Source organism: Streptomyces sp. NPDC107654 (genome assembly GCF_055639035.1).
Genome location: NZ_JBVKBI010000038.1, coordinates 1 through 23,643 on the forward strand (window position 1 = coordinate 1; position 23,643 = coordinate 23,643).

The window sequence follows — 23,643 nt, forward strand, 5'->3', positions numbered from 1 at the left end:
ACCCGGGTGGCCTTCGCCATATCAGTCATCGTGCACATGCGCCCCCCGTGATCGCTTAACCAAGTCGACTTGGCACGCAGGGAGTTCGACGCTCGATCGATCGTGACCACCGTCTGGCGGCGGGGCACTGCTGCGGTGTGGCGGACACCGGTTCGCGAGGCTGCTCCGCACGCTGCTGGGCGCGTTCCGCGGTGACCAGGACGACTGCCGGGGGTGCCGTCGCACACAACGCGATGGCCGACCGCCCACCAGAACGCCGTGCCGAATGACGCATCCTGTTCCGCACGGGTGGGCGCGGTGTCCAGCCGACGCTGCGGCACGACGGCGAGGATCGCGGCGTTGAGCGAACCCCCGATGCGCTGCAGCACGTCGGTCTTGTCCGTCGCGTCGCTGATGGCCGTGGGCGGGAGGCCCCGGAAGGCCGCGGTCATGATCGGCACCATCGTGGTGCCGATACCGAAGCCCAGCACGACCATGAAGGAGCCGAACGCCCAGCACAGGGTGTGCGCCGACGTGGCAGCTCGAGGCAGCCGACTTCGGCGGGCTCGTCGGGAAGATCCACACCAGCCCCCGTGATCGGTCAGGTTCTCTCCGAGAGCCGCCCGCAGATACGCGGCGGTCATCCATCCCGATGTGCCACCAGCGACGACGACTACGCTGCCGAGCATGTGCAGGCCTCCCGCCGGATTCCGGTCCGTCCAGCATCGTCGCGGCCGCCTTTGGGGAACGGATCTAGGAACGCTCCATCACGGGGCGGGCCCGCCGACCGCGACGACGTGCCCACGCGCCCGGTGGGGCCGGGGCGCGCCGGGGAGACCATGTTTTCTCAAGAAGGCCTCGAAGCACGGCGGAGAGCATGGTGCCCGGCAGAACCGGCGCCCCACCCGGTCACCGATCGGCACCGGCTGGGGCCACGGCACCGATTCCTTCGTCGAGGAGCATCCGTGAAGGCACTCGTCCTGTCAGGGGGGACCGGTACCCGGTTGCGCCCCCTGACGCACACGTCGGCCAAGCAACTGGTACCGGTGGCCAACAAACCCGTGCTGTTCTACGGGCTGGAATCCATCGCGGCGGCCGGCATCACCGATGTCGGCGTGATGACAGGCGACACCGAGGACGAGGTGCGGGCGACCGTCAAGGACGGCTCGGAGTTCGGGATCTCCGTGACCTATCTGCGGCAGGAACAGCCACTCGGGCTCGCGCACGCTGTGCTGACCGCCCGGGAGTGGCTGGGGGACGAGGACTTCGTCATGTTCCTCGGCGACAACTTCCTGATCGACGGCATCACCTCGGTGGTCGAGAAGTTCTCCGCGTCCCGGCCGGATGCGCGCATCCTGCTGACCAAGGTCGCTAATCCGTCGGCGTTCGGCGTGGCCGAGGTCGCCGCTGACGGCACGGTCGTACGACTGGAGGAGAAGCCCAAGGCCCCCCGCAGCGACCTCGCCGTGGTCGGGATCTACTTCTTCACCTCCGCGATCCACGAGGCCATAGCGCACATCACCCCTTCGGCGCGGGGCGAGTTGGAGATCACCGACGCGATCCAGTGGCTGATCGACCGGGAGTTCACGGTGCGCTCCACCCTCATGGAGGGTTACTGGAAGGACACCGGGACGGTGGAGGACCTGCTGGAAGTCAACCGGATCGTGCTGGAACGGCTGCGCTCGCGCACGGACGGACAGGTGGACGACGCCAGCGAGCTGGTCGGACGGGTCAGCGTGGGCCGGAACGCGGATATCCGCAACTCGCGGATCATCGGCCCGGTGGTCATCGGCGACGGCGCGCGCATCCACGGCTCGACGATCGGACCGTTCACCTCGGTCGGCGACGACTGCGCCGTCATCGACAGCGGCATCGAGCACTCGATCGTGCTGGAGGGCTCCCGGATTGAGGGCGTGGCCGGCGTGGAGGCATCGCTCATCGGCCGGAGCGTACGGGTCACCGGCGCGCCCCGGACCCCACAATCCCACCGGCTGGTCCTGGGTGACCACAGCACGGCCCGGATCAGCGCGTGAAGGCCCTGGTCACGGGTGCGGCCGGGTTTATCGGTTCGTATTTCGTCCGCATGCTTCTCGATCCGGCGCAGGGCGGCGACCGGCACACCGTCACAGCGGTCGACAGCCTGACCTACGCGGGCAATCCGGAGAACCTCGCCCCGGTCCTCAACCACCCGGGGTTGCGCTTCGAGCAGGCCGACGTCAGGGAGGTCGCGCTGCTGGACCGGCTCGTCGCGGGCCATGACACGGTGGTGCACTTCGCCGCGGAGTCCCATGTGGACCGCTCCATCGACGGAGCCCGGGACTTCGTGCTGACCAACGTGCTGGGTACGCAGTCGGTGCTGGACGCCGCGCTGCGGCACGGTGCACGGGTGGTGTACGTCTCGACCGACGAGGTCTACGGCTCGATTGCCACCGGATCGTGGCCGGAGGAGCACCCCCTGCGGCCCAACTCGCCATACGCCGCGTCCAAGGCCTCCGGTGATCTGCTGGCCCAGGCCTACCATCGCACGCACGGCCTGGACGTCCGGATCACCCGCTGCTCGAACAACTACGGTCCGTACCAGTACCCCGAGAAGATCATCCCGTTGTTCGTCACCAATCTGCTGCGTGGACTGACGGTCCCGCTTTACGGCGACGGGATGAACGCGCGCGACTGGCTGCACGTCGACGACCACTGCCGGGGCATCCTGCTGGCCCTGCGGCACGGCCGGGCCGGCGAGGTCTACAACATCGGCGGCGGCACAGAGCTGACGAACCGGGAGCTGACCGATCTGCTGCTGAAGGCATGCGGGGCGGGCCCGGAGCGCATCGAGTACGTCGCCGACCGCAAGGGGCACGACCGGCGTTACTCGGTCGACTGGAGTAAGGCCCGGCGCGAACTGGGCTATGAGCCGCGCCGTGACTTCGCCGCCGGGCTCGCCGAGACAGTGCAGTGGTACCGAGAAAACAGCACCTGGTGGGGGCCCCTGCTGCAGCGTCCGCCCAGGTGACCTGCTCACCCCAGGTGCCGTAGGCAGGCGAGCAGGCTGCGGGCCTCCACGTTGAGATAACCGCTGTGCTGCACCAGGGCGTGCAGCCGGTCCAGCGCCACCCAGCGGAAGCCCGGCGCGGTACCGGCCGCGCGGACCGCCTCGTCGACCTCGACGGCGAGGTAGCGGTTCTCGGCGTGGTAGAAGCGGCCGCCCTCCTCGGACAGCAGCGTGTCATAGAGGATCTGCGACGGCTGCGCTTCCTGGACCAGGTCCAGGTAGCGCGGCCGGTGCGGCCCGTAGTTGCTGGGGATGCACTGGACTGTGGGCCCGAGCTCGACCACGTCGGGGGTGCCGGCCTCCACCCGTGCCTGCACCAGCACCTCTGTCGTACCGCGGGCCCGGCATATGAGGAAGGCGACCACGCCAGGCTCGCGCGGAGCGATGAGCGGCTGACTCCAGGCGCCCACTTCCCTGTTGCTCGCGCGCACGGACACTCCGATGATCCGGAAGTGTCGGCTCGCCTCGTGCTCGATGGTGTCCTCGGAGCGTTTCCACCGGCGCACCGCGTCCAGCGGAATCAGCCCGGAGGTCAGCGAGCAACGGCTCTTGGCGTCGTTGAGCCAGTTCTGGATGTCGACGGTCTCCTGCTGGGCTGCGGCGTCCGGCAGGGCCGCGGGCAGGCAGGACAGCACGGAGCGAGCGTCCATGTTGACCATGTTGTCCTCACGCAACAAGGCGTGGACCTGCCCGATCGTCAGCCAGCGGTAGTCGGCGTGCACGGCGACGTCCTCGTCGGTCTCCACGACGATGTTGCGGTTGCGCTTGCGGAAGAAGCTTCCGCCCTGCTCGGAGTGGAGGACGTCGGCGAGGACGCGGCCCCGGCCCGGCTCGGTGAAGTACTCCAGGTAGCGGGTGGCGGCGCCGCCGTGCAAGCGCCGGAAGTTGCTGCGGGTCGCCTGCACGGTGGGCGACAGCTGCAGCGTGTTGATGTTGCCTGGTTCCATCTTCGCCTGGACGAGCACACACAGCACACCGTCGATCTCCTTGGCGAGTATGCCCAGAACACCGACCTCCGGCTGGTCGATGACCGGCTGGGACCACTCGGGCACCGATCCGTCCGCCCCCGAGACGGCCAGGCCCTTGATGCGGAAGAATCCGCCGCTGCGGTGCGTCAGGTCTCCCGTGTCCTCGGTGAAGCGCCAGCCGTCCAGCTGCGCGAACGGCACCCGCGCGGTGACGAACTCGTTGGCGAGCGTCCGTTCACGCAGCCACGCGTGGACGGCGGCCAGGTCTTCGGTGGCCGCGGTGGCCAGGACCTGAGACGCCGCCCGGCAGCGTGCCGCTGTTTCCAGAACGGTGAGCGGTTCGGCGGCCGCAGAAGAGTGAACCACTGTGTCTGTACCTCTCATCATCGTGATGGGAGATCCAGCTTGTGTGGTCGACTTCGAGACCCGACCGCGAATGGATCCACGTCCCGGCTAGCCGGGGCTGTCGAAGACGTCCGTGAGCAGCCTGCGCTGTACCGCCACCGTGACCGCGGCCGTGCGGTCGTCGACGTCCAGCTTGGTGAAGATGCGGACCAGGTGGGTCTTGACCGTGGTCTCGCCGATGTTCAGACGCCGGCCGATCGCGGCGTTGGTCAGGCCGCGGGCCACTAGGCGCAGCACCTCCCGCTCACGCCCGGTGAGCATCTCCTGGGGAGGGGTCCGCACGTGGTTGACGAGCTTCGCCGCGATCGGCGGGGGCAGCACCGTTTCGCCGTCCGCGGCTGCCCGGATGGCGGCCACGAGCACATCAGGCGTGGCATCCTTGAGCAGGTAGCCGGCGGCTCCTGCCTCCACTGCGTGCACGATGTTGGAGTCGGTGTCGTACGTGGTCAGGATCAGCACGCGCGTCGCCGGGCACTCAGCGGTAATCCGCGCGGTGGCGACCACGCCGTCGAGTTCGGGCATCCGCAGGTCCATGAGCACGACGTCCGGAGCCAGTTCGTGGCTGAGGCGCACGGCCGCCAGGCCGCTGGCGGCCTCTCCGACGACCTCCAAGCCGCTCTGGTCGGCCAGCAGCCCGCGCAGCCCCGCCCGAACCACCGGATGGTCGTCGGCGATCAGCACTCGGATGCTCACAACTCCATGCCCCCCTTGTCGGTGGCCGCCGCGACCGCGCGGGCGGCCGGTCAGCCCGCCCATTGCACCTCCACGGTGACGCAGGTGCCCTGTTCCGGGCCGCTGTTCACCCGCACCACCCCGTTGACCTGCTCGGCGCGACTCCGCATGCCCCGCAGACCGAAGCCCTGGGCCTGTTCCGCGCCGAACCCCGTGCCGTCGTCGGTGATCTCCAGCAGGACCGATGTCGGATGGTAGCTCAGCCGCACCTCCACCCGGCTGGCCTGGGCGTGTTTGCGCACGTTGGCGAGGGCCTCCTGGGCGCAGCGCAGCAGCACCACCTGGACGGCTGCGTCCAGCGGCAGCGGTGTCCCGCTGATGCGGGCCTCGGCGGTGATTCCCAGCTCGGCTCCGAGACGGGCCGTGATGTTCTCGATGGCGGTGGCCAGGGGAGCGCTGCGTAACTGGAGCGGGCCACTCGCACTCACGAGGGCGCGGGCCTCGGCGAGGTTCTCGCTCACGGTCCGCTGCGCTAGGTCGAGGCGTTCGAGGACCCGGTTCCGATCGGTGCGCGCGGCGGTGCCGGCGGCCCGCAACAGCATCAGGGTGCTAGTGAGCCCCTGGCAGATGGTGTCGTGGATCTCCTGCGCCATACGGTGCCGTTCAGCCATGACACCTGCCTCGTGGTAGGCGGAGGTGAGCAGGATCCGGCTCTCCTCCAGCTGCCGTATGAGATCACCGCGCCGCCTGTTCTCCGTCAGCAGTTGGGTGACGAAGAACCCGACGAGCAGCGCGAACAGCCAGGTGGTCGCGTTCTGCAGGGCGGTTTCGCCGACCGCCCGCGCGGTGAAGCCGTGCCGGTCCAGGTACAGCGCGTCGCTGAGGAGGGTGACGACCACGCAGCAGGCGACGGCCAGGCGCACCGGGGTCAGCAGCGCAAAGGCGGCGGGGAGGACCAGGTACAGTGCGACGGAGGCACGGTCGTCGACCGCGATCAGCACCAGCGTGCCGACGCAGGCGCAGGCCAGGAAGATACGCCCGGTCCTCGGTGGGCGGTCACCCGAAAGCGCGGGCGCGCCGAAGGTGACGTAGCCGGCGGCGAGGCCGTAGAGCACCAGATGCGCGGCCGGGGAGGCGCCGTCGGCCCACAGCAGCACCTCCAGCACGAGCCCCATGAGGGTGAACGAGGCATGCCACCCGAGGAGGATGCGCATCAGCCAGCCCTGGCTGCTGTCCTCCTCGGCCACGTGCAAGGCGGGCTCGGTCCCGGTCAGCCGTCGTCGCGGCCCTTCCAGCGAAACGTCTTCAGACATACGGCCAATCCCACTAGGGCGAAGGCGGTCAGCGCCAGCGCTGTCGGTGCGTGTCCCCAGGAGTGGCCTGGCTCGTACGGGCGGAAGGTGTCCGGCAGGAACACCGAACGCATGCCCTGGCAGATCCACTTCATGGGGAAGAACGAGGCGACGATGCGCAGCGGATGCGGCAGCTCGTTGAACGGTATGAACACGCCGGAGATGAACTGCAGCACGATGACCGGCAAGAACACCAGGGCTCCCGCACTCTGCGGCGCCACGAAGCTGCTGTAGGCGAGGCCGAGCAGGGTGCAGCTGACGATGCCCAGGACGAAGACCCAGAGGAAGGTGCCCCAGCGGCCGGGGTCGGTGGGCAGGTGCAGACCGAAGAACGCGGTGCCCAGGCCCAGCAGGACGGCGCTCTGGCCAGCGCTTGAGACCAGCACCACGGCGATCTTCCCGGCGAAGTAGGCGCTCTTAGGCATGGGTGTGGTGCGCAGCCGTTTGAGGGTGCCGTTGGCCCGCTCGCCGACGACCTGCAAGATCATGCTCTGGAAGCTGGTCGACATGATGCCGACGCCGAGCATGCCCGTGACGTAGATCTGCTGCGCGTCCACCCCCGTATCGCCGAAGCGGTGTTTGAACGTAGAGGCGAGCAGCACAAGCATGAGCAGGGGCATCAGGAAGGTGAAGACCACCTGGCTCTTCTCGCGGAAGAACTGCTTGACCTCCAGGGCGCTGCGGGCCGCCGCGATCTTCCATAAAGGCAGCCCAGGCCGGGGCGGGGCGGTCGTGGTGAGGGGTGGCGCGCTCACGAGGCCTCTCCGATCATGCTCAGGTAGATGTCTTCCAAGGTGGGCCGGGTCACGGTTAGTTCGCGGACTGTGCCGCCGTAGCGGCCGGCGAGGTCGAGGACGACCGCGGTGGGGTCCGTGGTCTCCAGGCGGTGGGCTCCGTCGTCGTCGCTCCAGCCGACCACTGATCTGGCCAGGTGTCGGCCGCCCAGACGCCGCGGGGTGTCGGTGTCCACGATCCGCCCGGCCGCCAGGACGGCGACGCGGTCGGCGAGGTGTTCGGCTTCGTCGAGGTAGTGGGTGGTGAGCAGGATGGTGGTGCCCCCGCGCTGCAGATCGCCGATGAGGTCCCAGAACTGGCGGCGCACCTCGGGATCGAACCCGGTGGTCGGCTCATCGAGGAACAGCAGCTCCGGGCGGCCCACGATGCCGAGCGCCACATCGAGGCGGCGACGCTGGCCACCGGAGAGCCGCCGGGTCTGCTGGCCGCGGTGCTCGCTGAGCCCGACGGCCGCCATCAGTTCGTCTGGGTCGCGCGGGCAGTCGTACAAGGAGGCGAAGTGCCGCAGGATCTCCTGGACGGTCAGCTGCGCGTAGTCCTGCGCGTCCTGCAGGACCACACCGATGCGCGTACGCCAGGCCGGTGCCGCGGAACCGGGGTCCGCGCCGAGCACGCGGACCTCGCCGGCGTCGCGGTCACGCAACCCTTCCAGGATCTCGGTGAGCGTCGTCTTGCCCGCACCGTTCGGGCCCAGTAGAGCGAAGACCTCGCCCTGGCGCACGCTGAGCTCCGCCACGTCGAGCACCAAGCGCTCGCCGTAGGCCTTGCGCACGTTACGTGCGTGAATCACTTGGTCGGTTGCCACGTTGAGGACCCTAGAGATCGTCGTCGCCGGCCACAGGATGCTGTCGTATGAGGCCCGGGTCCATCGATCGATGGACAGCGCACTGGCGGGTGGTTGGCGCCGGGCGTCCCAAACAGTTTGGACAGGGCTTCGAACACGGTCGGCCAGCATGAAGCTCAGCACTTCGGCCTGCCATGAGGAGCGGATGGATGGAGATCATCGGCCGGGGCTTCGTCGCCCAGAACTTTCGTCCCATCGCGCACCGCCACCCGGACGCGGTGCTGTGCGCCACCGGGGTCGCGTCCACCACCGCGACTGGGCACGAGGCCTTCGCCCGGGACGCGGCCCAGCTGTACGACGTCATTGCGAGGTGCGGTGCGAAGGGGCTGCGGCTGGTGTACCTGTCCACCGCCTCGCCTGCCATGTACGGGCCGTCCCAGGCCGGTTCGGGCACCCAGGAGGACGGTCCGGTGTACCCGACCCTGCCGTACGGCCGGCACAAGCTGGCGATGGAGACGGTCGTGGCCCGCTCCGGGATCGACTTCCTGATCGTACGCATGACCAACCTGGTGGGTCTTCGGCAGCGGCCGCACCAGTTGCTGCCGTCCCTGACGGCCCAGATCCGCTCGGGACGGGTGCGGGTCTTCGTAGGCGCCCATCGCGATCTGCTGGACGTCGCCCACGCGCGAGCGGCCGTGGACGGCCTGCTGGAGGCGCGGGTCACCGGGGAGGTGATCAATCTGGCGTCCGGCGTCTCGGTGCCCGTCGAACAGATCGTCACGCGGATCGAACGGCGGCTGGGGGTACGGGCCGATTGGGAGCGGGTGGCGTCGGACAGCTGGGGAGCGGGTACCGCGGTGTCCATCGCCAAGCTCTCCCGGCTGCTGCCCGGCGTCGAGGAACGCTTCGGGCTGGGACCGCGGTACTTCGAGGGCGTCATCGACCGCTATCTCGTGCCCGAAGCGACAGTGGTCGCCTGATTCACCGCCTCACCAGTGGGGCGCGCGCGGCATCCACCTCGGGATGCCTCCTTCGGCGTTGACGCCCTTCTCCATGAACGCGATGTTGTGATAGACGTGCAAGCCCGTCAGATACGCCTCGGTCTGCGTCGGGGTGCTGCCCGGCGCGCGGTCGCGTTCCTCGTGGTGCAGATCGTCGATGAGGGACTTCACCAGCCCGATCATGGTGTGGGACGCATTCAGATCCTTGTCGTCGCCGCCATAGCCCGGCAGATACGAGGTCCACAGATCCTCGATGACGTAGAAGCCGCCCGGACGCACATGTGGGAAGAGGGCGGCGAACGATGTGCGGACGTGCTCGTTGATGTGGCTGCCGTCGTCGATGACGATGTCGAAGGGGCCGTGCTCGCGGGCCAGCACGTCCAGGGCGTCCGGGTCGTTCTGGTCTCCGCGAAGGATCTCGAGGCGGGGGCCCTTGAGGGCGGATTTGTCGAACAGGTCGAGACCGAAGACGGTGCCCCGGTGGAAGTAGCGGCGCCACATCTTCAGCGAACCGCCACCGGACGCGGAGTCGCCGTAGCCGCCGACACCGATCTCCAGCAGTCGGACCGGGCTGTTGCGCAGCGGAGCGAAGTGCCGTTCGTAGTGCGGGGTGAACCAGTGGGTCTGCCCCCACTTGTCCGAGCCATGGTGCAGCGCCAGCGCGCCGAGATCAGGGGTACGCGGGGACAGCGCGGCGAGCACCGTGGACGTTGCCGCGGCGATCGAGGGCTGCGCCTCGCGCGGCGGGAAACGAGTCTCGTGCGCGGTGGCCAGCTCGATGCGCCGGGTGCCCGCGGTGCGTGCGAGGTCGACGCCCCACAGCTCGCGCACCAGGTCCTTGAGGCGGTAGACGATGTGCACGTCGCACTTCGGATTAAGGCCCTCGGCGAGGTGCACGGGCCGGCCGGCGGTGAGCGTCAGCGTGCGGTCGGTGGCCGAGTCGTAGCCGTCGTGTTCGATGCGCAGGCCGACGCTGACCTCGCGCGGGTTAACCGGCGGTTCCAGGCGGGTCAGCAGCTCAGCCACCGCCAACTGCGCGGCGCGCGCCGGTCCCACGATGTCGACGGCGTCCCGCAGCGCCCGGGGCGTGTTCCCGGCCGCGCTGACGAGCTGTTGGATCTCCGCCGTGCCGGTGGCCTGCGAGGATTCGTCGGCCTCGATGTCCGGGTGCGTGCCAGTGCCAGGTGAAACTGTCACCTTTCCTCCTCAGGTGGATGGTGCTTTCAGACCCGGCCGGTGTCTTCCTGGGTCTGTTCGAGTTCTGCGCAGATGTCCCGCACTGCGGCCGGCAGGCGGTCGGCGAGATCGGCGGCGTGTGTCGCGGGTACGGCGTCCTCGCGGTACCGCAACACCCCGCCGTGCCGGGGAGGCAGCCACAGCTCGACGGTCAGCTCCGGGAGCGTGCGGCGCGGCGCCAGGTGTACGTACTCGGCCTGTCCGCCGCCCAGGGACAGCACCGCGGGCGGCAACTCCACCTGCAGCAGTTGCGCTTGCAGCAGGGGGTGGCGATGACAGTCCTCGGGCAGCTCCGGCAGGATCGCCTCCATCGGGACCAGGGGCGGGCGCATCGCCTCACGCAGCTGTCCGGCCGCGGCACGGACCAGGTCGCCGGCCTCGACCGCGTGGTGCGGGGCACGCACGGGCAGCAGACCGGCGAAGCAACCGATCGCGGTGGAGGCCTGCTCCGTGAAGCGGCCGGTGGCCGGCACCGCTACCACCGGCTCCGCCGCGCCCGTGTAGGAACGCAGCAGGCGGACACATGCGGCGTGGAACACGGCGAGGCCGGTGCCGCCGACGGCGGCGGCGGCCCGGTCGGCGCGCTCGCGCAGTTCCCCGGGGATGTCCAGGGGCAGTTCCGCCGCTGGGCCGCTCCACGGCCGCCGACCGCCGAGCGGGAAACGCAGCTCCGTCACGTCGCCAAGGCGGCTCGCCCAGCGCCACGCCGCCTGCGGGAACCGCGCGTGATAGCGCTTACGCTGGTCGTCGGCGGCCCGGTAGTAGGAGGGCGCGGTGTCCGTGAAGGCCGGCCGGCCAGCGGCGAGCGCGCCGTGGGCTGTCTCCAGGTCCCGCAGGAAGAGCCCGGCGGACCAGCCGTCGAAGACGATGTGGTGGACCGCGACGGCCAGCAGGGGACGCTGGCTGGCGACGGGGATCAGGGCCGCTCTGAGGGGCAGGCCGGCGGTGAGGTCGAACGGCCGGTGCGCCCAGGCACGGACCTGCTCGACGGCCTCCTGAGGACTCGCGGCGGTCGGCCGCGTCTCGAGGAGCGGACCCACCCGGTCGCTGTCCAGCACATGCACGTCCGGCACGCGCGGGCCGTCGGTGAACCGGGAGCGCAAAGCCTCGTGCCGTCGTACGACCGCCACAAGGGCGGCGTCGAGCAGAGCCGGGTCCGCCTGGTGCGGCAGCCGGTAGACCATGGGCACGACGTCCTCGTCGAGGTGCCGTCCGTCGCGCGCGGCGGCCCAGAACACGCCCTGCGCCACAGGGGCACGGACGGTGCCTTTCCGGTCCGCCGTCTGGTCCGGTGCGGGCGGCAGGGGCGGCGCGGCGGCGAGCAGCGCGGCGATGGCACGGGGCGTACGCGCCTTAAGGGCGGCGGACGCGTCGACGTCCCGACCCAGGCGGGCGCCGACCCGGGTGGCCAGCCGGAGCGCCGTCAGCGAGGTCGCGCCGCGGTGGAAGATGTCCTCGTCCGGCGCGACCGGGCGGTCGAGCAGTACGACGAGGGAGTCGAGGACGAGGCGCAGGACGTCCGGTCCCTGCGTGCCGGGATCCTCGTGCTGCCCGGGGGAGGGTTCCCCGGGCCCGGGCAGGCGGGCGGCGAGCTCGGCCAAGGCCCGCTGGTCGACTTTCGCGTTCGTCGTGAGGGGCAGTTCGTCCAGCGGGAAGAGCAGGTCGGGCAGGAAGGACGCGGGCAACTGCTCGGCCAGCGCACGGCGCACCACGTCGGCGGGCACGGCCGCCGACTCGCCCGTGTAGAAGGCGGCGAGGTGGGTGTTGACCGGGGCGTTCAGCGGCAGCGCGAGCGTGTGCGCCTGTCCCACGCCGGGCACGGCCTCGATCAGGCGCTCGATCTCCTCGGCCTCGATCCGCATCCCCCGTACCTTGATCTGCCGGTCGCGGCGGCCTAGGAAGACCAGGCGCCCGTCGTCGTCCATGCGGGCGATGTCACCGGTGAGGTAGACCCGCCGGGGTCCGCCGGGCAGCGGGAGGACCGGGAAGCGCCGCTCGGTCTCGGCGGGGTCACCGAGGTAGCCCAGGCTGAGTCCGTCGCCGGCGACCGCGATCTGTCCCGGGACACCCTGTGGCACGACGCGGTGGTCGTCGTCCAGCAGGTACACGGAGGTGTTTACCGAGGGCGTCCCGATCGGCACCTCGTCGGGCACCGTGCCGTCGGCGAGCCAGGAGGCGCTGCTGATGGTGTTCTCCACCGGCCCGTAGCAGTTGACCACCCGCAGCGCCGGATGAGCCGTCCGGCAGCGCTCCAGGTGCCGGGCGGAGGCCCGGGAACCACCGGTGTACAGCAGCCGCAGCCCCGTCAGGGCACCCAGATCGTCCTCGACGAGCGCGTTGAGCGGCGCGGCGGAAATGACCAGGGCGTTGACCCCGTCGCGCAGGTGGGCACGCAGGGTGGCGGCCGTCAGCGGGCCGCCGTCGTGCAGTACGCAGGTGCCGCCCCGTAGCAGGGGCACCCACAGCTCCAGCGCGAAGACGTCCCAGGCGGGGGAGGCGGACTGCAGGCAGACCATGCGGCCCGGCAGGACGTGCGTCGGGTCCAGCGCCGTGCGCAGGACGCCGAGATGCGGGGCGAGCACCGCCTTGGGTTCTCCGGTAGTACCGGAGGTCAGGAAGACGCACGCTCCGGCGAACCTACCGGAACCGGCCTGTGGTCCGTCGGCGCCTACCGCACCGGGAGTGGGCCGGGACGGGACGAGAAGGTCCGCGATTCGCGCCGTGGGAACCGGGTGCGCCGCCTCCTCGGCCTCCGGCTCGCCGTCGCTGCCGGAGTCCGCGTCAAGCAGCAGAACGGCGCCGGTACGGCGCAGCAGCGCCGCTCGCCGGAGCTCCGGCCAGTCCTCGGGGACGCAGACATACGCGGCGTCGGCCAGCAGGATGCCGAGGAGTCCCGCGACCATCTCGGGTGTGCGCGGCGCACACACCGCCACCACGTCACCGGAGCGGACACCCCGTGCGTGCAGGCCGGCGGCGACGGCGCGGGCCGCAGCGAGGAGTTCGCCGTAGCTGACCACCCGGTCTCGGGTGCGCAGCGCGGGGGCGTCGGGCCGTTCGGCCGCGCGGCGCGCCACGACCACATCGACGCGGTCGCCGTCCGGATGGGCGGCGCTGGGGCCGTGCAGCACGGCGAGGGAGCGGTTCCCTGTCGGCATCGGGTTCCTTTCGGCGAGGCGCGCTCAAAGCGGTGGGAGCCGCCGGGGCGACGGGCCGCTCGGTGCGGGTAGGAACTGATCGTGGTCGGCGGGCTTCGAGATCCGTTCGAAACGCCGTCTCGCAGGCGGCCCCGGGCATTCCCGCACGATCCGGTCGACTGACGGCCGGGTCCTCCGGTCGATGGACCCCAGAATTCGATCTTTGGGACCTCATGGCGTGGGTCGCCCCCGGGACAGACTCTTCTGCGAACCGACCCTCCAACGGGACAGGAGTCCTCCATGAAGTACCAGCGCTCGGCACGCAAGGGGCTTGTCCTGGCCGGCATGGGCATAGCCGCGGTGCTCGGTCTGGGCGGCCAGGCCTCCGCGGCTCCGCTGCTTGCGGTCAGCCCGGCCTCGGCACTGTCCAACGGCCAGTCCGTTTCCGTGACGGGCAGCGGCTACACGCCTGGCTCGACGATCGTGCTCCTGCAGTGCGACGCGGACAAGCCGCAGGGCACCGCCTGTGACAAGCAGAGCCTGGTGGCCGTCACCGCCGACGCCCGGGGCGCCATCAGCACCAAGTTCACTGTGCACAAGGCCTTCACGGGCACCGACCTGACCGGGGGCACCAAGACCACGTCGGTGGACTGCGGTAGCGGGCACTGCTACATCGGCTCCACCGACGCCTCGCACCCCGGCTCGCAGGGTACCGGTGTGGTGATCACCTTCGGCTGAGCCAGGTTCTCCCCAGAGCGGCGCGAACCGGCTCCCTCATGACCGGCCCGCCCCGATGACCTCGCCGCCCCGGCCCCCGCGGGGCGGCGAGGTCCGCGTCCTGTTCGCCCCACGGCCCTTTCAGCGGATCCCAAAGGATTTTCGATCGGCGCTGCCCAGGATGAGCGCGATGACAGTTGGCGGTGCGGCCGCATCCCCCGGACCCCCGCGTGTCACCGGCCCATCCCTATTCGCAGAATGAGGACGCATATGCTCGCCGAGTTGCTCGCCAGGTCCGGCAAGTCCCTGCTCAAGAACGTACCTCCGGACGGCCGCCGCTACTGGGCCGCGAGGTTCTGGGACCGGGAGGCCGCCGAACAGCATCCGCTGCTGCGCGATGACTTCCTCCGCCAGAAGGACACCATCGCCGGCTACCTCAAGCAGTACGGCACCGAGACCGAGAAGGTCCTCGAATTCGCCTGTGGCACGGGCGAGTTCACGGCCCTTGCGGCCGAGCACACCTCGGCCCGCGCCATCACGGCGCTCGACATCTCGGCGCAGGGCCTGGAGATCGTCCGGGGGCGGGTCACGCACGAGGGCCTGCGCCTGGTCTACGGCGACTTCTGGGCAGACAACAAGGTCGGGACGGCGGACCTGGTGATGTGCGTGGACGCCATCCACCACCTGGGAGACGTGCGCAAGGTGCTGGAACGCATGAAGACCTTCACCGAACCGGGCGGAGTGCTGGTGGGCAACCTCTGGACGGGCGACCACTTCCACGACTTCGAGCGCCGCCGCTACGGCACCGTCAACCACCTGGTGCGCACCGCCGGCTTCTTCGGCACGGCGGCGGCGATCCGTGTCTCCCGCGGCCGGCTGCGCACCGGTGCCTACCGCACGCAGCTGATCAACAGCTGGGAGGGCGCCTCGATCCTGCGGGATGTCTTCTCGGAGGTCCTGGAGCTCGACGTGCACCGTCACTTCATGTCGTTCGTCGTCAAGCCCTGACGCCCCGTCCGCCCGCCGGAGCAGACCTGCCCGGTATCCGGCGGGCGGACGCACGCTCAGGGCGAGACGGTGCGGTGGGCCCGGCCGGCGACGGCGTCCAGCACGTCCGCCTGCCGTACGAGACGTTCGTGTTCCACGTGGTGCTCCGCCGGGCGCGCGGTCAGCTCGGCGAAGCGCCGCAGCGTGTTCGCCCACTGGTCGTCCGCCCGCAATACCCGCTCCTCGACATGGTCCTGCCGTTCGATGCGCAGCACCGGCCCGGTGGTGGCCGGCGGGGTGAAGGCCCAGGTGAGAGAAATACGGCCGGCCTCGCCCCACAGCGCGTACGTGTTGCGGTACCCGTGGGCGAAGCCGAACGCGCACTGGGCCGCGAGGCCGTCGGCGCCGCTCAGCAGCACCGTGCCGGCGATGTCCACCCCCGCCTCCGCGTCGATGCCGAGGGTCGCGCCCAGCACGGCCGGCGCGTCGCCGAGGAAAAGCTGGGCCGCTCGCAACGGGTAGCAACCGACGTCCAGAAGGCAGCCGCCGCCGAGTTCGGGGTTGTGGCGGATGGTGGCGCGGTCGGCGAGCGGAAAGCCGAACTCGCCGGTGAACAGCCGGGGACGGCCGATCGCGCCGTCCCCGACCAGCTTGCGCACCTCCGCGTGCTGGCCGTGCTGGAGGAAGGTGAAGTTTTCCATGACCAGCAGGTCACGGCTGGCCGCGAACGCCGTCAGCCGGCGCGCACCCCGGCCCGTCGTCGTGGCCGCCTTCTCCAGCAGAACGTGCTTGCCGGCCTCCAGTGCCGCCGTCGCCCATTCCTCATGCAGGGCGACAGGCAGCGGAATGTAGACGGCGTCGATGTCCTCGCGCACCAGCAGCGCCTCGTAGCCGTGCAAGGGGGTGCCGCCGAACCGGTCGGTGAAGGCACGGGCCTTGCCGGCGTCACGGCTGGCCGCGGCGGCCAGCGTCAGCCCGGCGGCACGCACCGCCGGCGCGGCGCGGCGCACTGCGATGTCGGCGCAGCCGAGGACGCCGATGCGCAGCCGACCGTCGGTCACCACCGCACCTCCAGCCGGTCGGGCCGCGGAAAGGCGGTGGCCAGCTGCCAGGTGAGGTCCCCGACCGGCTGCGCGAGGCGCAGGGCTACCCGGCGGTCGGCCAGCACTTCGAGCAGGAGCCGCAGTTCCAGGCGGGCGAGCGGGGCGCCGAGGCAGAAGTGGATGCCCGCGCCGAACGCGAGGTGTGGATTGGGGGAGCGGTCCAGCCGCATCCGGTCGGGGTCGGCGAAGACGGCGGCGTCCCGGTTGGCCGAGTTCATCAGCGGGACGACGGCCTCGCCGGCGCGTATGGTCCGGCCGCTCAGCTCGACGTCCTCGACGGCGATGCGCAGCGACCCGAAGCCGGAGGCGACCTGGCTGTAGCGCAGGGCCTCCTCGACCGCGCCGGGGATCGTCGCCGGGTCGTCGAGCAGGGCGGTGTAGCGGCTCGTGTCGTCCAGGAGGTGCAGCAGCAGGTGAGAGATCGCGGCGGTGGTTGTGTGATAGCCGGCCACCAGGAGCGTCATCGCGAACGTGAGCAGTTCCTCGCCACTGAGGGAGTCCTCGTCCTCAGCGCGGACCAGGCGGCTGAGCAGGTCGTCGCCGGGAGCGGCCCGTTTGGCGGCGAGGAGCTTGCCGAGGTAGCCCATGAGGCTGCGGGCGGCGGACTGGGCTGCTGCGGCAGCCTCGGCTGCGCCGGGCCCTGCCGGGGACAAGGTCAGGATGTGGTCGCTCCACCGCTGGAACTCGTCCTGTTCCTCCGCCGGGATGCCGAGCAGCTCGCAGATGACTCGGATGGGCAGGGGCAGTGCCAGCGCGTCCAGCGCGTCGGCACGCCGGTCCTCGGTCAGGAGCATGCTGTCCACGAGTTCCTCGGCGATCCGCTCGACGCTCGGCCGCAGGGCCTCGATGCGTCGCCCGGTGAACTCGCCCGACACCAGGCGGCGCAGCCGGGTGTGGTCGGGCGGGTCCATGGTGACCAGGGAGTTCGAGCCACGGTGGATGGGCAGGATCCGGGGCGCGTCCGGGGCGGTCGCGGCCTGCTTGCTGAACCGGCCGTCGGTCAGGGCCGTACGCACGTCCTCGTACCGGGTGAGCAGCCAGCCGGTGTGGCCGCCGGGCAGTCGTACCCGGGCCACCGGCTCGTCGGCGCGCAGGCGCGCGTAGGCCTCCAGCGTGGCTCCGGGTGTGGTGAACGGGAAGGGGAATTCGGGGACGGTGTCCATCGTGGACATAGTTGCTCCCAAGGGGGTGTCGTCCGGCTCGGAGGCCGGGTGGGTGGCGTGTGGGCGTGCGACGGCCGAAGGCCAGGGACCGGTGGCGTGCGTCACCAGGCGACAGGACGGCCAGCCCGCAGGAAGGTGCCGGTGGGGCCCGAGTCCGGAAGCGTGGCGGCCCACACGATGTCGGCCGCAGCCTCCTCGGGCTCGGTGGTCGCGGAGGGCATCATGCGGGTGCGGACGCGTCCGGGATTGACCGCGTTGACGAGGACGCCACTGTCCCTGGACGCGGTGGCCAGGAGTACGGTCACCGCGTTCAGCGCGGCCTTGGAGACCGCGTAGGCCGGCGTGCCCGGGTGCAGCCCGTGGCTGAAGGCGCCGGTACCGCTAGACACCATGACAACCCGGCCCCACCCGTGTTCGAGCATGCCGGGCAGGAAGTGCTGCGACACGCGTAGCGCGCCGAGCGTGTTGACGGCGAAGGTGTCGGCGACCAGGGCCGGCGGCACCTGGTGGGGCGGGCGGCCGTCGTCGAGCAGGACACCCGCGTTGTTGACCAGGATGTCGACCGGGCCGACCAGCTCGTGCGCGGTGCGCACGGAGTCGTCGTCGGTCACGTCGAGGACGACCGGGCGGGCTCCGGGACCGAGCCGGCGAGCGGTCTCCCGGGCGGCGTCGGCGCGGCGTGCCGCGACAACCACGTCATGGCCCTCCGCGAGCAGACGGGCACTGACCGCCAGCCCGAGCCCGCGGTTGGCGCCGGTGACCAGCGCGGTGCGGCGGGTCATGAGGCCACCAGCCGGTCCCGTACCGCCTCGGCCAGCGCGGTGAGCTGCGCCGGGTCCGCGTCACAGGGCATGAGGACCAGTTCGTCGCAGCCGTCCTGGTCGTAGGCGGCGGCGGCCTTCGACACGGCCTCGGGCGTGGTGAGCGCCTCGGACACCACCCGGTGCAGGTACGGGCCGGTGTTCCGGTAGCAGTCGCCGAGATAGCGCTGTACGGAGTCGGCGGCGCCGTCACCGAGCGCGAAGTAGCCGAGCGCGACGACGCGCGGGCGGACCGTGCGGCCGGCCTCCCGCCACGCCTGGTGCAGGCGATCGAGGCGGGAGGCGAACGGTTCGGCGGAGCCGCTTCCCGAGATCCAGCCCTGGGCGTACCGGGCCGCACGGCGCATCGCCGCGTCCGAGTGCCCCCCGACGAGCAGCGGTGGCGCGCCGTTGGGCAGCGGCGGTCCCACACATCCCGCGCTGTCCTCCGTGCCGCCCTGCCACAGAGTGCGCAGGGAGCCGATGAGCGCGTCGAGGTCCCGTCCCCGATTGCGGAAGGCGGCCCCGGTGGCCGTGTAGTCGTCCTCGCGGCCCCCGACGGCCAGCCCGAGCGTCAGCCGTCCGGCGGCGACGCGGTGCAGGGAGGCCACCTGCTTGGCCAGCACCACGGGCGCGCCGCGCGCGGCGCCGAGCAGGACGGTGGTCGTCAGCCGGATCCGCCCGGTGACCGCGGCCGCTGCGGCCAGAGTGACCAGGGGGTCGTAGTTCCCGTACGCGATGCGGTCGAGAACACCCAGTGAGGCGAAGCCGCCTTCCTCTGCCCGTACGGCCCACTCAAGGAGTTGCCGCGGGCTTGTACCGGAGACCATCGACGGCAAGCCGACACTGATCTGCATACGAAAAGCTCCCGGTCTTCGACGACGATGTGTCCGCCACTGTCGCCGCCGGCTCTCAAGAGCGGGTCTGATGCCGTTCGGGCCCCGCACGCCGGAGCGGCCGGGCGGCCCCAACGAGGGTGGAACGGTCCTCCAGGACGGCGCACGACGCTGGGGGGGGCGCTGTGCGCCCCGTGATCCGGTGACGTCTTCACAGAGGAAGCAGTCTCGCGATGAGAAACCGTACTGCGCCGTTGTTCCGGCGCGCCGTCGCCACCGGGGCGGTGGGCGCCGCACTGCTCAGTTGCATGGCCCTGGGGACCGTCCAGGCCCAGGCCCAGCCCCGGCCCGCGGCCGCCGTGAACGTCAAGGTGCGCGTCGCCGACGTCCTTGCCGTCCGCGTCACCAACGGCGACTACCGGCTGACCTGGACGGCGTCGGTACCGGACGGGAGCACGCGGATCTACGTGTCCACCGACCCGGCGCTGCGGCCGGGCCACCGCAGCCTGGTCGCGGTCATCTCCGGCACCGACACGACCGTGCAGGGACTCGACCCGCTGCGCCGCTGGTACTTCGCCGTGGTGCCCGACGGCGGCACCGCCACGGTCACCGCCGCGCGCACGGTGACGCTCGACGGGGTCGCCAACTCGCGTGATCTGGGCGGCTACCCGGCCGCGCACGGCATGCGGATCCGCTGGGGCACGGTGTTCCGCTCCGGCCGGCTCACCCCGGCTTCCGACCTGGGACGGCAGCAGCTGGCCGCACTGGGCCTGACGGAGGTCGTCGACTTCCGCAGCACGGCGGAAGCGGCCCGCGAGGGACTCGACCCACTGCCGGCCGGGACCGTACACATCGCGGACCCAGTGGGCGACCCCGACCAGGCGGTGCCGCCGGCCACCCCGCCGTCCGACGACCCGATCGCCGACAACTACCGTCTGTTCGTCTCCAATCCGAACCTGCGCCGCCAGTTCACCCACGGGCTGCTGCGCGCCGCCGACCCGGACCAGCGCCCCCTGATGTTCCACTGCACCGGAGGCAACCACCGCACGGGCTGGATGACGGTCGTCCTGCTCAAGGCGCTGGGCGTGCCCGACGCCGTGGTACGTCAGGATTACCTGCTCTCCACCGGCACCAGCGAGGCCTACCTGAACGCCGCATACGACGAGATCCAGCGGGACTACGGCTCCTTCTCCGCCTACCTGTCCTCGGGACTGGGCATCTCGCCTGACATGGTGGCGCGGCTGCGGGCGACGCTGCTCGTCCGGTCGTGAGGGGGCGGCCAGTGGTGCCGCGCACGGCACGTCCGGACCACGCCGACCGGGACACCGACGTACTCGTCGTGGGCGCGGGCTTGACCGGTCTGTCCGCTGCCGTGTTCCTGGCCTGGCAGGGCCACGCGGTGACGGTCGTCGAACGCCACGCGAGCGCCCTGGCGCACCCCCGGGCGCGCAGCATCAACCCGCGCACGGCCGAACTGCTGCGCCAAGTGGGCATCGAGGAGGCGGTCACCCGGGAACAGGGCTATGAGAGCCAGTTCCCTTCGGCGTATATGCTGCGCGCCGAGACCCTGGCCGGCCCCGAGACGGGCCGCACGGAGCAGCGGCCGCCCGCGGGCGCCCGGGAAGGGCTCCGCGTCAGCCCCGCCTCCTGGAGCCTGATCGACCAGGACCGGCTGGAAGGGCTGCTGCGGGCCCGTGCCGAGGAACTGGGTGCCGACATCCGCTTCGGTCACGAGATGCTCTCCTTCGCGCAGGACCCGGACGGCGTGACCGTCCGGCTGCGCGCCGGCCGCGGCGGGGAGTGCGTCCTGCGGACCGCCTACGTGATCGGGGCGGACGGTCACGCCAGCCGGGTGCGTGACTTGCTGGGGACCGAACTGCGTGGCCCTGGAACCCTCGGCCATGTCGTCAGCATGGTCTTCGACGCCGACCTGAGCGGTCTGCTGCGCGGCCGACACGACCCCGCCCGGGGCCGCTTCATGGCCTCCTGTCATCTGGGCAGCCCGGCGCCCGGCACCGTGCTCTTCCCGCATGGGACGCCGGACCGCTGGGTGTTCAACACCCCGATGTTCCCCGGTCGGGGCGAGCGCATCGAGGACTTCGACGACGAGCGCTGTATCGCGGCGGTCCGGGCCGCCGTCGGTGTGGCCGGCCTCTCGGTGCGGCTCATCCCGCAACTCGCCGACGGGACGAAGGTCCTGAGCTACCGCATCGGCGCGGGCGTCGCCGAGTCGTTCGGCTCGGGCCGCGTCCTGCTGGCCGGCGACGCCGCGCATGCGATACCGCCAACCGGCGCCTTCGGCGCCGGAACCGGCATCCAGGACGCGCACAACCTCGCCTGGAAACTGGCGGCGGTCCTGGCCGGCCGGGCAGGCGACGACCTCATCTCGACGTACGAGGCTGAACGGCGGCCCGTGGCCGACTTCACCTTGGGACAGGCGCTGCTGCTGATGCACCAGCGCGGTGCGCTGCCCGAACCTCCCTCCGGGCACCGGACCGTCCCCTACGACGCGGTCGTCTTCGGTTACCGCTACCGCTCCTGCGCGGTCCTCGACGAGACCGGCGAGGCAGGCTGGGACGAGGAGGCGGTACCACCGCAACGGCTCACCGGCCGCCCCGGGACACGCGCCCCGCACGTGGCCGTGCCAGGCACGGCGGAGGGATCCTCGCTCGACTGGTACGGGCGGGAGTTCGTGCTGGTGGTCGCGGACGGGAACGGCTCATGGGCCACGGCATCACGCGCGCTACGCGGCCGGAACCTGGTGGTGCGGGTGCTCGACGAGGAGTCGGCCGCCGTGCACGGCATCTCCCCCGAGGGCGCGGTGCTCGTACGGCCGGACGGCTTCGTGGCCTGGCGCTGCACGGGCGCACGGCCGTGTCCCGACCGCGAACTGGCGGACACGCTGGACCGGGTGGGCTGCGGCGTCGCACCCTGACCGGTACACCCACCAAGGGGCGGGGGCGTCGCGCCCCCGCCTCCTGTTCGCCACGTCCGGTCAGGCCGTGCCCGTCAGGCGACCAGGCCTGTCAGCACGTCGGACAGCGTCCGCTCACGGTCCGGCTCGTCTCCCGCCGGCGAGCGCCAGGCCACGAACCCGTCCGGGCGTACGAGCACCGCGCCCGTGGCGGACACGCCGTAACGGGCACCCCAGTCGGCGCCTTCCGCGACCAGGCCGTCAGCACCGATCAGGTGGGCGCGCAGCGGAACCGGTCTCCGCGCCGCCGCCCCGGCCGCGGCCTCCAGCCAGCGCTCGTCCTCGGTCAGCAGCGTGAAGGCGTCGCCGAACAGGTCGAGCGTGGACAGCCGCTGGTCCTCTTCGCGCAGCCACACGTGCGGTGCCCGGGTGCCGGGTGCGCCCGTAAGGTCCAACCCGGGCAGCAGGGGGGCGGCGTGCCCCGGCCCGGCCACCGCCGAGGAGGTGTAGCGGTAGCCGAGGGTCACCACGATGTCGTCGACCATGCGCTCCTGGTCGCCGTCCTCGGCCAATTCGTGACGGATGCGGTTGCGCAGCAGCGCCTGCTCGGCCATGGCGGCGCCCAGCGGGCGGCGTTCGGTGTCGTAGCTGTCCAGCAGCCCGTCGCCCGCCCAGCCGTGCAGCACGGCGGCCAGCTTCCACGCCAGGTTGTGCCCGTCGTGGATACCGGTGTTGGCTCCGAAGCCGCCGGCCGGCGGGTGGACGTGCGCGGCGTCCCCGGCCAGGAAGACACGCCCCGCGCGGAAGGCCGAGGCCACCCGTTGCGCGCCCTCCCAGGGCACGGTGGCGACGATCTCGACCTCCAGGTCGGGGACTCCGCTGGCGTCCCGCACGACCTGGATGCAGCGTTCCTCGGTGAAGTCCGCCGGCGATTCCCTCTCCGGGTCGTAGAGGGCGGCCCCCGCCCAGGGGTCGCAGCCGTGCAACCGGGACAGGGTCATCATGGTCGGCCCCTGGGTGGCGTAGCACAGGATGAACTTCCGGCCGCCCATGATCTCTTCGAGCCGCGGAGCCCGGAAGTAGATGCTCAGCGCGTGGAACACGGTGCCCCGGCCGTGCTGGGTGATGCCGAGGCTGCGGCGCACGGAACTACTCGCGCCGTCCGCCGCGACCAGGTAGTCGGCGCACACTCGCCGTTCGCTGCCGTCGTCATGGGAGCGCAGCACGGCGAAGACACCGGTATCGTCCTGCCACAGGTCCACCAGCTCGGTGCGGAACAGGACCTCGGCGCCCGCCTTCTGCGCGTGCTCTAGGAGCACCGGCTCGTAGCGGTCCTGCCCGCAGCCCATGACGGTCACGGGAGAGATACCGGCTCCGTCCAGCCGGGGGGCCTCCACCACCTCGGCGTCGCCGATCTCCGCGAGGGTGGTGGTGCGCAGGATGCCGCCCTCGAAGTAGGGCAGGGTGTCGCCCATCTCCAGAGCGCGGATGTCCTCCTCCAGCCCAATAGAGCGGAACAGCTCCAGGGTGCGGGCCTGGATGCCCGGCGCCCGGGGCAGCCGGGAGGTCGCGTCGCGGCGCTCGATCAGCAGCGGCCTGATGCCATGCCGGGTCAGGAACAGGGCGGTGGACAGGCCGACCGGGCCGCCCCCGACCACCAGCACCGGGACATGCAGGGTCTCGTCAGGTGTCTCGTCGTCCTCGGCCGAGGAGCGGGGCGCCGCTGCGGAGTCGTTGTGCGTCATTTCGCT

19 protein-coding genes and 1 pseudogene are annotated in these 23,643 nt (G+C 71.2%); 7 read left to right on the plus strand and 13 right to left on the minus strand.

What is annotated here, in order from left to right; genetic code table 11:
* Window positions 1–668, minus strand: a pseudogene (locus tag ACZ7N4_RS36975) (hypothetical protein); the annotation flags it as partial.
* Window positions 669–944: 276 nt separating this feature from the next.
* Here ACZ7N4_RS36975 and ACZ7N4_RS36980 point away from each other — a divergent pair.
* Both ACZ7N4_RS36980 and rfbB read left to right on the plus strand, forming a co-directional pair.
* On the plus strand, window positions 945–2,012 hold the full coding sequence (locus ACZ7N4_RS36980) for a glucose-1-phosphate thymidylyltransferase (RefSeq protein ID WP_471367916.1): 1,068 nt from the start codon (window positions 945–947) through the stop codon (window positions 2,010–2,012).
* Window positions 2,009–2,986, plus strand: coding sequence for a dTDP-glucose 4,6-dehydratase (gene rfbB / locus ACZ7N4_RS36985; protein ID WP_471367918.1), 978 nt, complete (start codon window positions 2,009–2,011; stop codon window positions 2,984–2,986). The genes ACZ7N4_RS36980 and rfbB overlap by 4 nt, the downstream gene beginning before the upstream one ends.
* Before the next feature lie 5 nt (window positions 2,987–2,991).
* Here rfbB and ACZ7N4_RS36990 read toward each other — a convergent pair whose 3' ends face one another.
* The 5 genes from ACZ7N4_RS36990 to ACZ7N4_RS37010 form a co-directional block, all read right to left on the minus strand.
* On the minus strand, window positions 2,992–4,359 hold the full coding sequence (locus ACZ7N4_RS36990; RefSeq protein WP_471367920.1) for an NDP-hexose 2,3-dehydratase family protein: 1,368 nt from the start codon (window positions 4,357–4,359) through the stop codon (window positions 2,992–2,994).
* Between the two features lie 87 nt (window positions 4,360–4,446).
* Window positions 4,447–5,091: a response regulator gene (locus ACZ7N4_RS36995; RefSeq protein WP_471367921.1), complete on the minus strand. Its 645-nt coding sequence runs from the start codon at window positions 5,089–5,091 to the stop codon at window positions 4,447–4,449.
* Window positions 5,092–5,141: 50 nt separating this feature from the next.
* Window positions 5,142–6,383, minus strand: coding sequence for a sensor histidine kinase (locus tag ACZ7N4_RS37000; protein ID WP_471367925.1), 1,242 nt, complete (start codon window positions 6,381–6,383; stop codon window positions 5,142–5,144).
* A complete protein-coding gene (locus ACZ7N4_RS37005; RefSeq protein WP_471367926.1) occupies window positions 6,341–7,177 on the minus strand; it encodes an ABC transporter permease in 837 nt (278 codons plus the stop codon). The genes ACZ7N4_RS37000 and ACZ7N4_RS37005 overlap by 43 nt, the downstream gene beginning before the upstream one ends.
* A complete protein-coding gene (locus tag ACZ7N4_RS37010) occupies window positions 7,174–8,022 on the minus strand; it encodes an ABC transporter ATP-binding protein (RefSeq protein ID WP_471367928.1) in 849 nt (282 codons plus the stop codon). Before ACZ7N4_RS37010 ends, ACZ7N4_RS37005 begins: the two co-directional genes overlap by 4 nt.
* Window positions 8,023–8,210: 188 nt before the next feature.
* On the opposite strand from ACZ7N4_RS37010, the gene ACZ7N4_RS37015 reads away from it, so the two are divergent.
* Window positions 8,211–8,981, plus strand: coding sequence for an NAD-dependent epimerase/dehydratase family protein (locus ACZ7N4_RS37015; protein ID WP_471367931.1), 771 nt, complete (start codon window positions 8,211–8,213; stop codon window positions 8,979–8,981).
* A gap of 9 nt (window positions 8,982–8,990) precedes the next feature.
* Here ACZ7N4_RS37015 and ACZ7N4_RS37020 read toward each other — a convergent pair whose 3' ends face one another.
* Entirely contained in the window at window positions 8,991–10,199 is a 1,209-nt protein-coding gene (locus tag ACZ7N4_RS37020) for a hypothetical protein (RefSeq protein ID WP_471367933.1), read from the minus strand.
* A gap of 26 nt (window positions 10,200–10,225) precedes the next feature.
* Complete coding sequence (locus ACZ7N4_RS37025) at window positions 10,226–13,393, minus strand: AMP-binding protein (protein WP_471367935.1); 3,168 nt, start codon at window positions 13,391–13,393, stop codon at window positions 10,226–10,228.
* Between the two features lie 279 nt (window positions 13,394–13,672).
* On the opposite strand from ACZ7N4_RS37025, the gene ACZ7N4_RS37030 reads away from it, so the two are divergent.
* Window positions 13,673–14,110: an enediyne antibiotic chromoprotein gene (locus tag ACZ7N4_RS37030; RefSeq protein WP_471367938.1), complete on the plus strand. Its 438-nt coding sequence runs from the start codon at window positions 13,673–13,675 to the stop codon at window positions 14,108–14,110.
* 237 nt (window positions 14,111–14,347) lie between these two features.
* Window positions 14,348–15,097 (plus strand): methyltransferase domain-containing protein, encoded by a 750-nt coding sequence (locus ACZ7N4_RS37035; RefSeq protein WP_471367940.1) that lies wholly within the window; start codon window positions 14,348–14,350, stop codon window positions 15,095–15,097.
* Between the two features lie 56 nt (window positions 15,098–15,153).
* On the opposite strand, the gene ACZ7N4_RS37040 is transcribed toward ACZ7N4_RS37035, so the two are convergent.
* The 4 genes from ACZ7N4_RS37040 to ACZ7N4_RS37055 all read right to left on the minus strand — a co-directional run bounded on the left by ACZ7N4_RS37040 (window position 15,154) and on the right by ACZ7N4_RS37055 (window position 18,999).
* The gene (locus ACZ7N4_RS37040; protein WP_471367942.1) at window positions 15,154–16,137 is read right to left on the minus strand and encodes a Gfo/Idh/MocA family protein; all 984 of its coding nucleotides are present in this window, start codon (window positions 16,135–16,137) and stop codon (window positions 15,154–15,156) included.
* Window positions 16,134–17,351, minus strand: a complete 1,218-nt coding sequence (locus tag ACZ7N4_RS37045; RefSeq protein WP_471367945.1) for a cytochrome P450 — start codon at window positions 17,349–17,351, stop codon at window positions 16,134–16,136. The genes ACZ7N4_RS37040 and ACZ7N4_RS37045 overlap by 4 nt, the downstream gene beginning before the upstream one ends.
* A 92-nt stretch (window positions 17,352–17,443) precedes the next feature.
* Window positions 17,444–18,124 (minus strand): SDR family NAD(P)-dependent oxidoreductase, encoded by a 681-nt coding sequence (locus ACZ7N4_RS37050; protein ID WP_471367947.1) that lies wholly within the window; start codon window positions 18,122–18,124, stop codon window positions 17,444–17,446.
* Entirely contained in the window at window positions 18,121–18,999 is an 879-nt protein-coding gene (locus tag ACZ7N4_RS37055; protein ID WP_471367950.1) for an LLM class flavin-dependent oxidoreductase, read from the minus strand. The genes ACZ7N4_RS37050 and ACZ7N4_RS37055 overlap by 4 nt, the downstream gene beginning before the upstream one ends.
* Before the next feature lie 212 nt (window positions 19,000–19,211).
* Here ACZ7N4_RS37055 and ACZ7N4_RS37060 point away from each other — a divergent pair, with 212 nt between their 5' ends.
* A complete protein-coding gene (locus tag ACZ7N4_RS37060) occupies window positions 19,212–20,249 on the plus strand; it encodes a tyrosine-protein phosphatase (protein WP_471367952.1) in 1,038 nt (345 codons plus the stop codon).
* A gap of 14 nt (window positions 20,250–20,263) precedes the next feature.
* Complete coding sequence (locus tag ACZ7N4_RS37065) at window positions 20,264–21,913, plus strand: FAD-dependent oxidoreductase (protein WP_471367954.1); 1,650 nt, start codon at window positions 20,264–20,266, stop codon at window positions 21,911–21,913.
* 74 nt (window positions 21,914–21,987) lie between these two features.
* On the opposite strand, the gene ACZ7N4_RS37070 is transcribed toward ACZ7N4_RS37065, so the two are convergent.
* Window positions 21,988–23,637 carry an FAD-dependent monooxygenase gene (locus tag ACZ7N4_RS37070; RefSeq protein WP_471367957.1) on the minus strand — a complete coding sequence of 550 codons (1,650 nt, stop codon included), beginning with the start codon at window positions 23,635–23,637 and terminating at the stop codon, window positions 21,988–21,990.
* Between the last annotated feature and the right edge of the window lie 6 nt (window positions 23,638–23,643).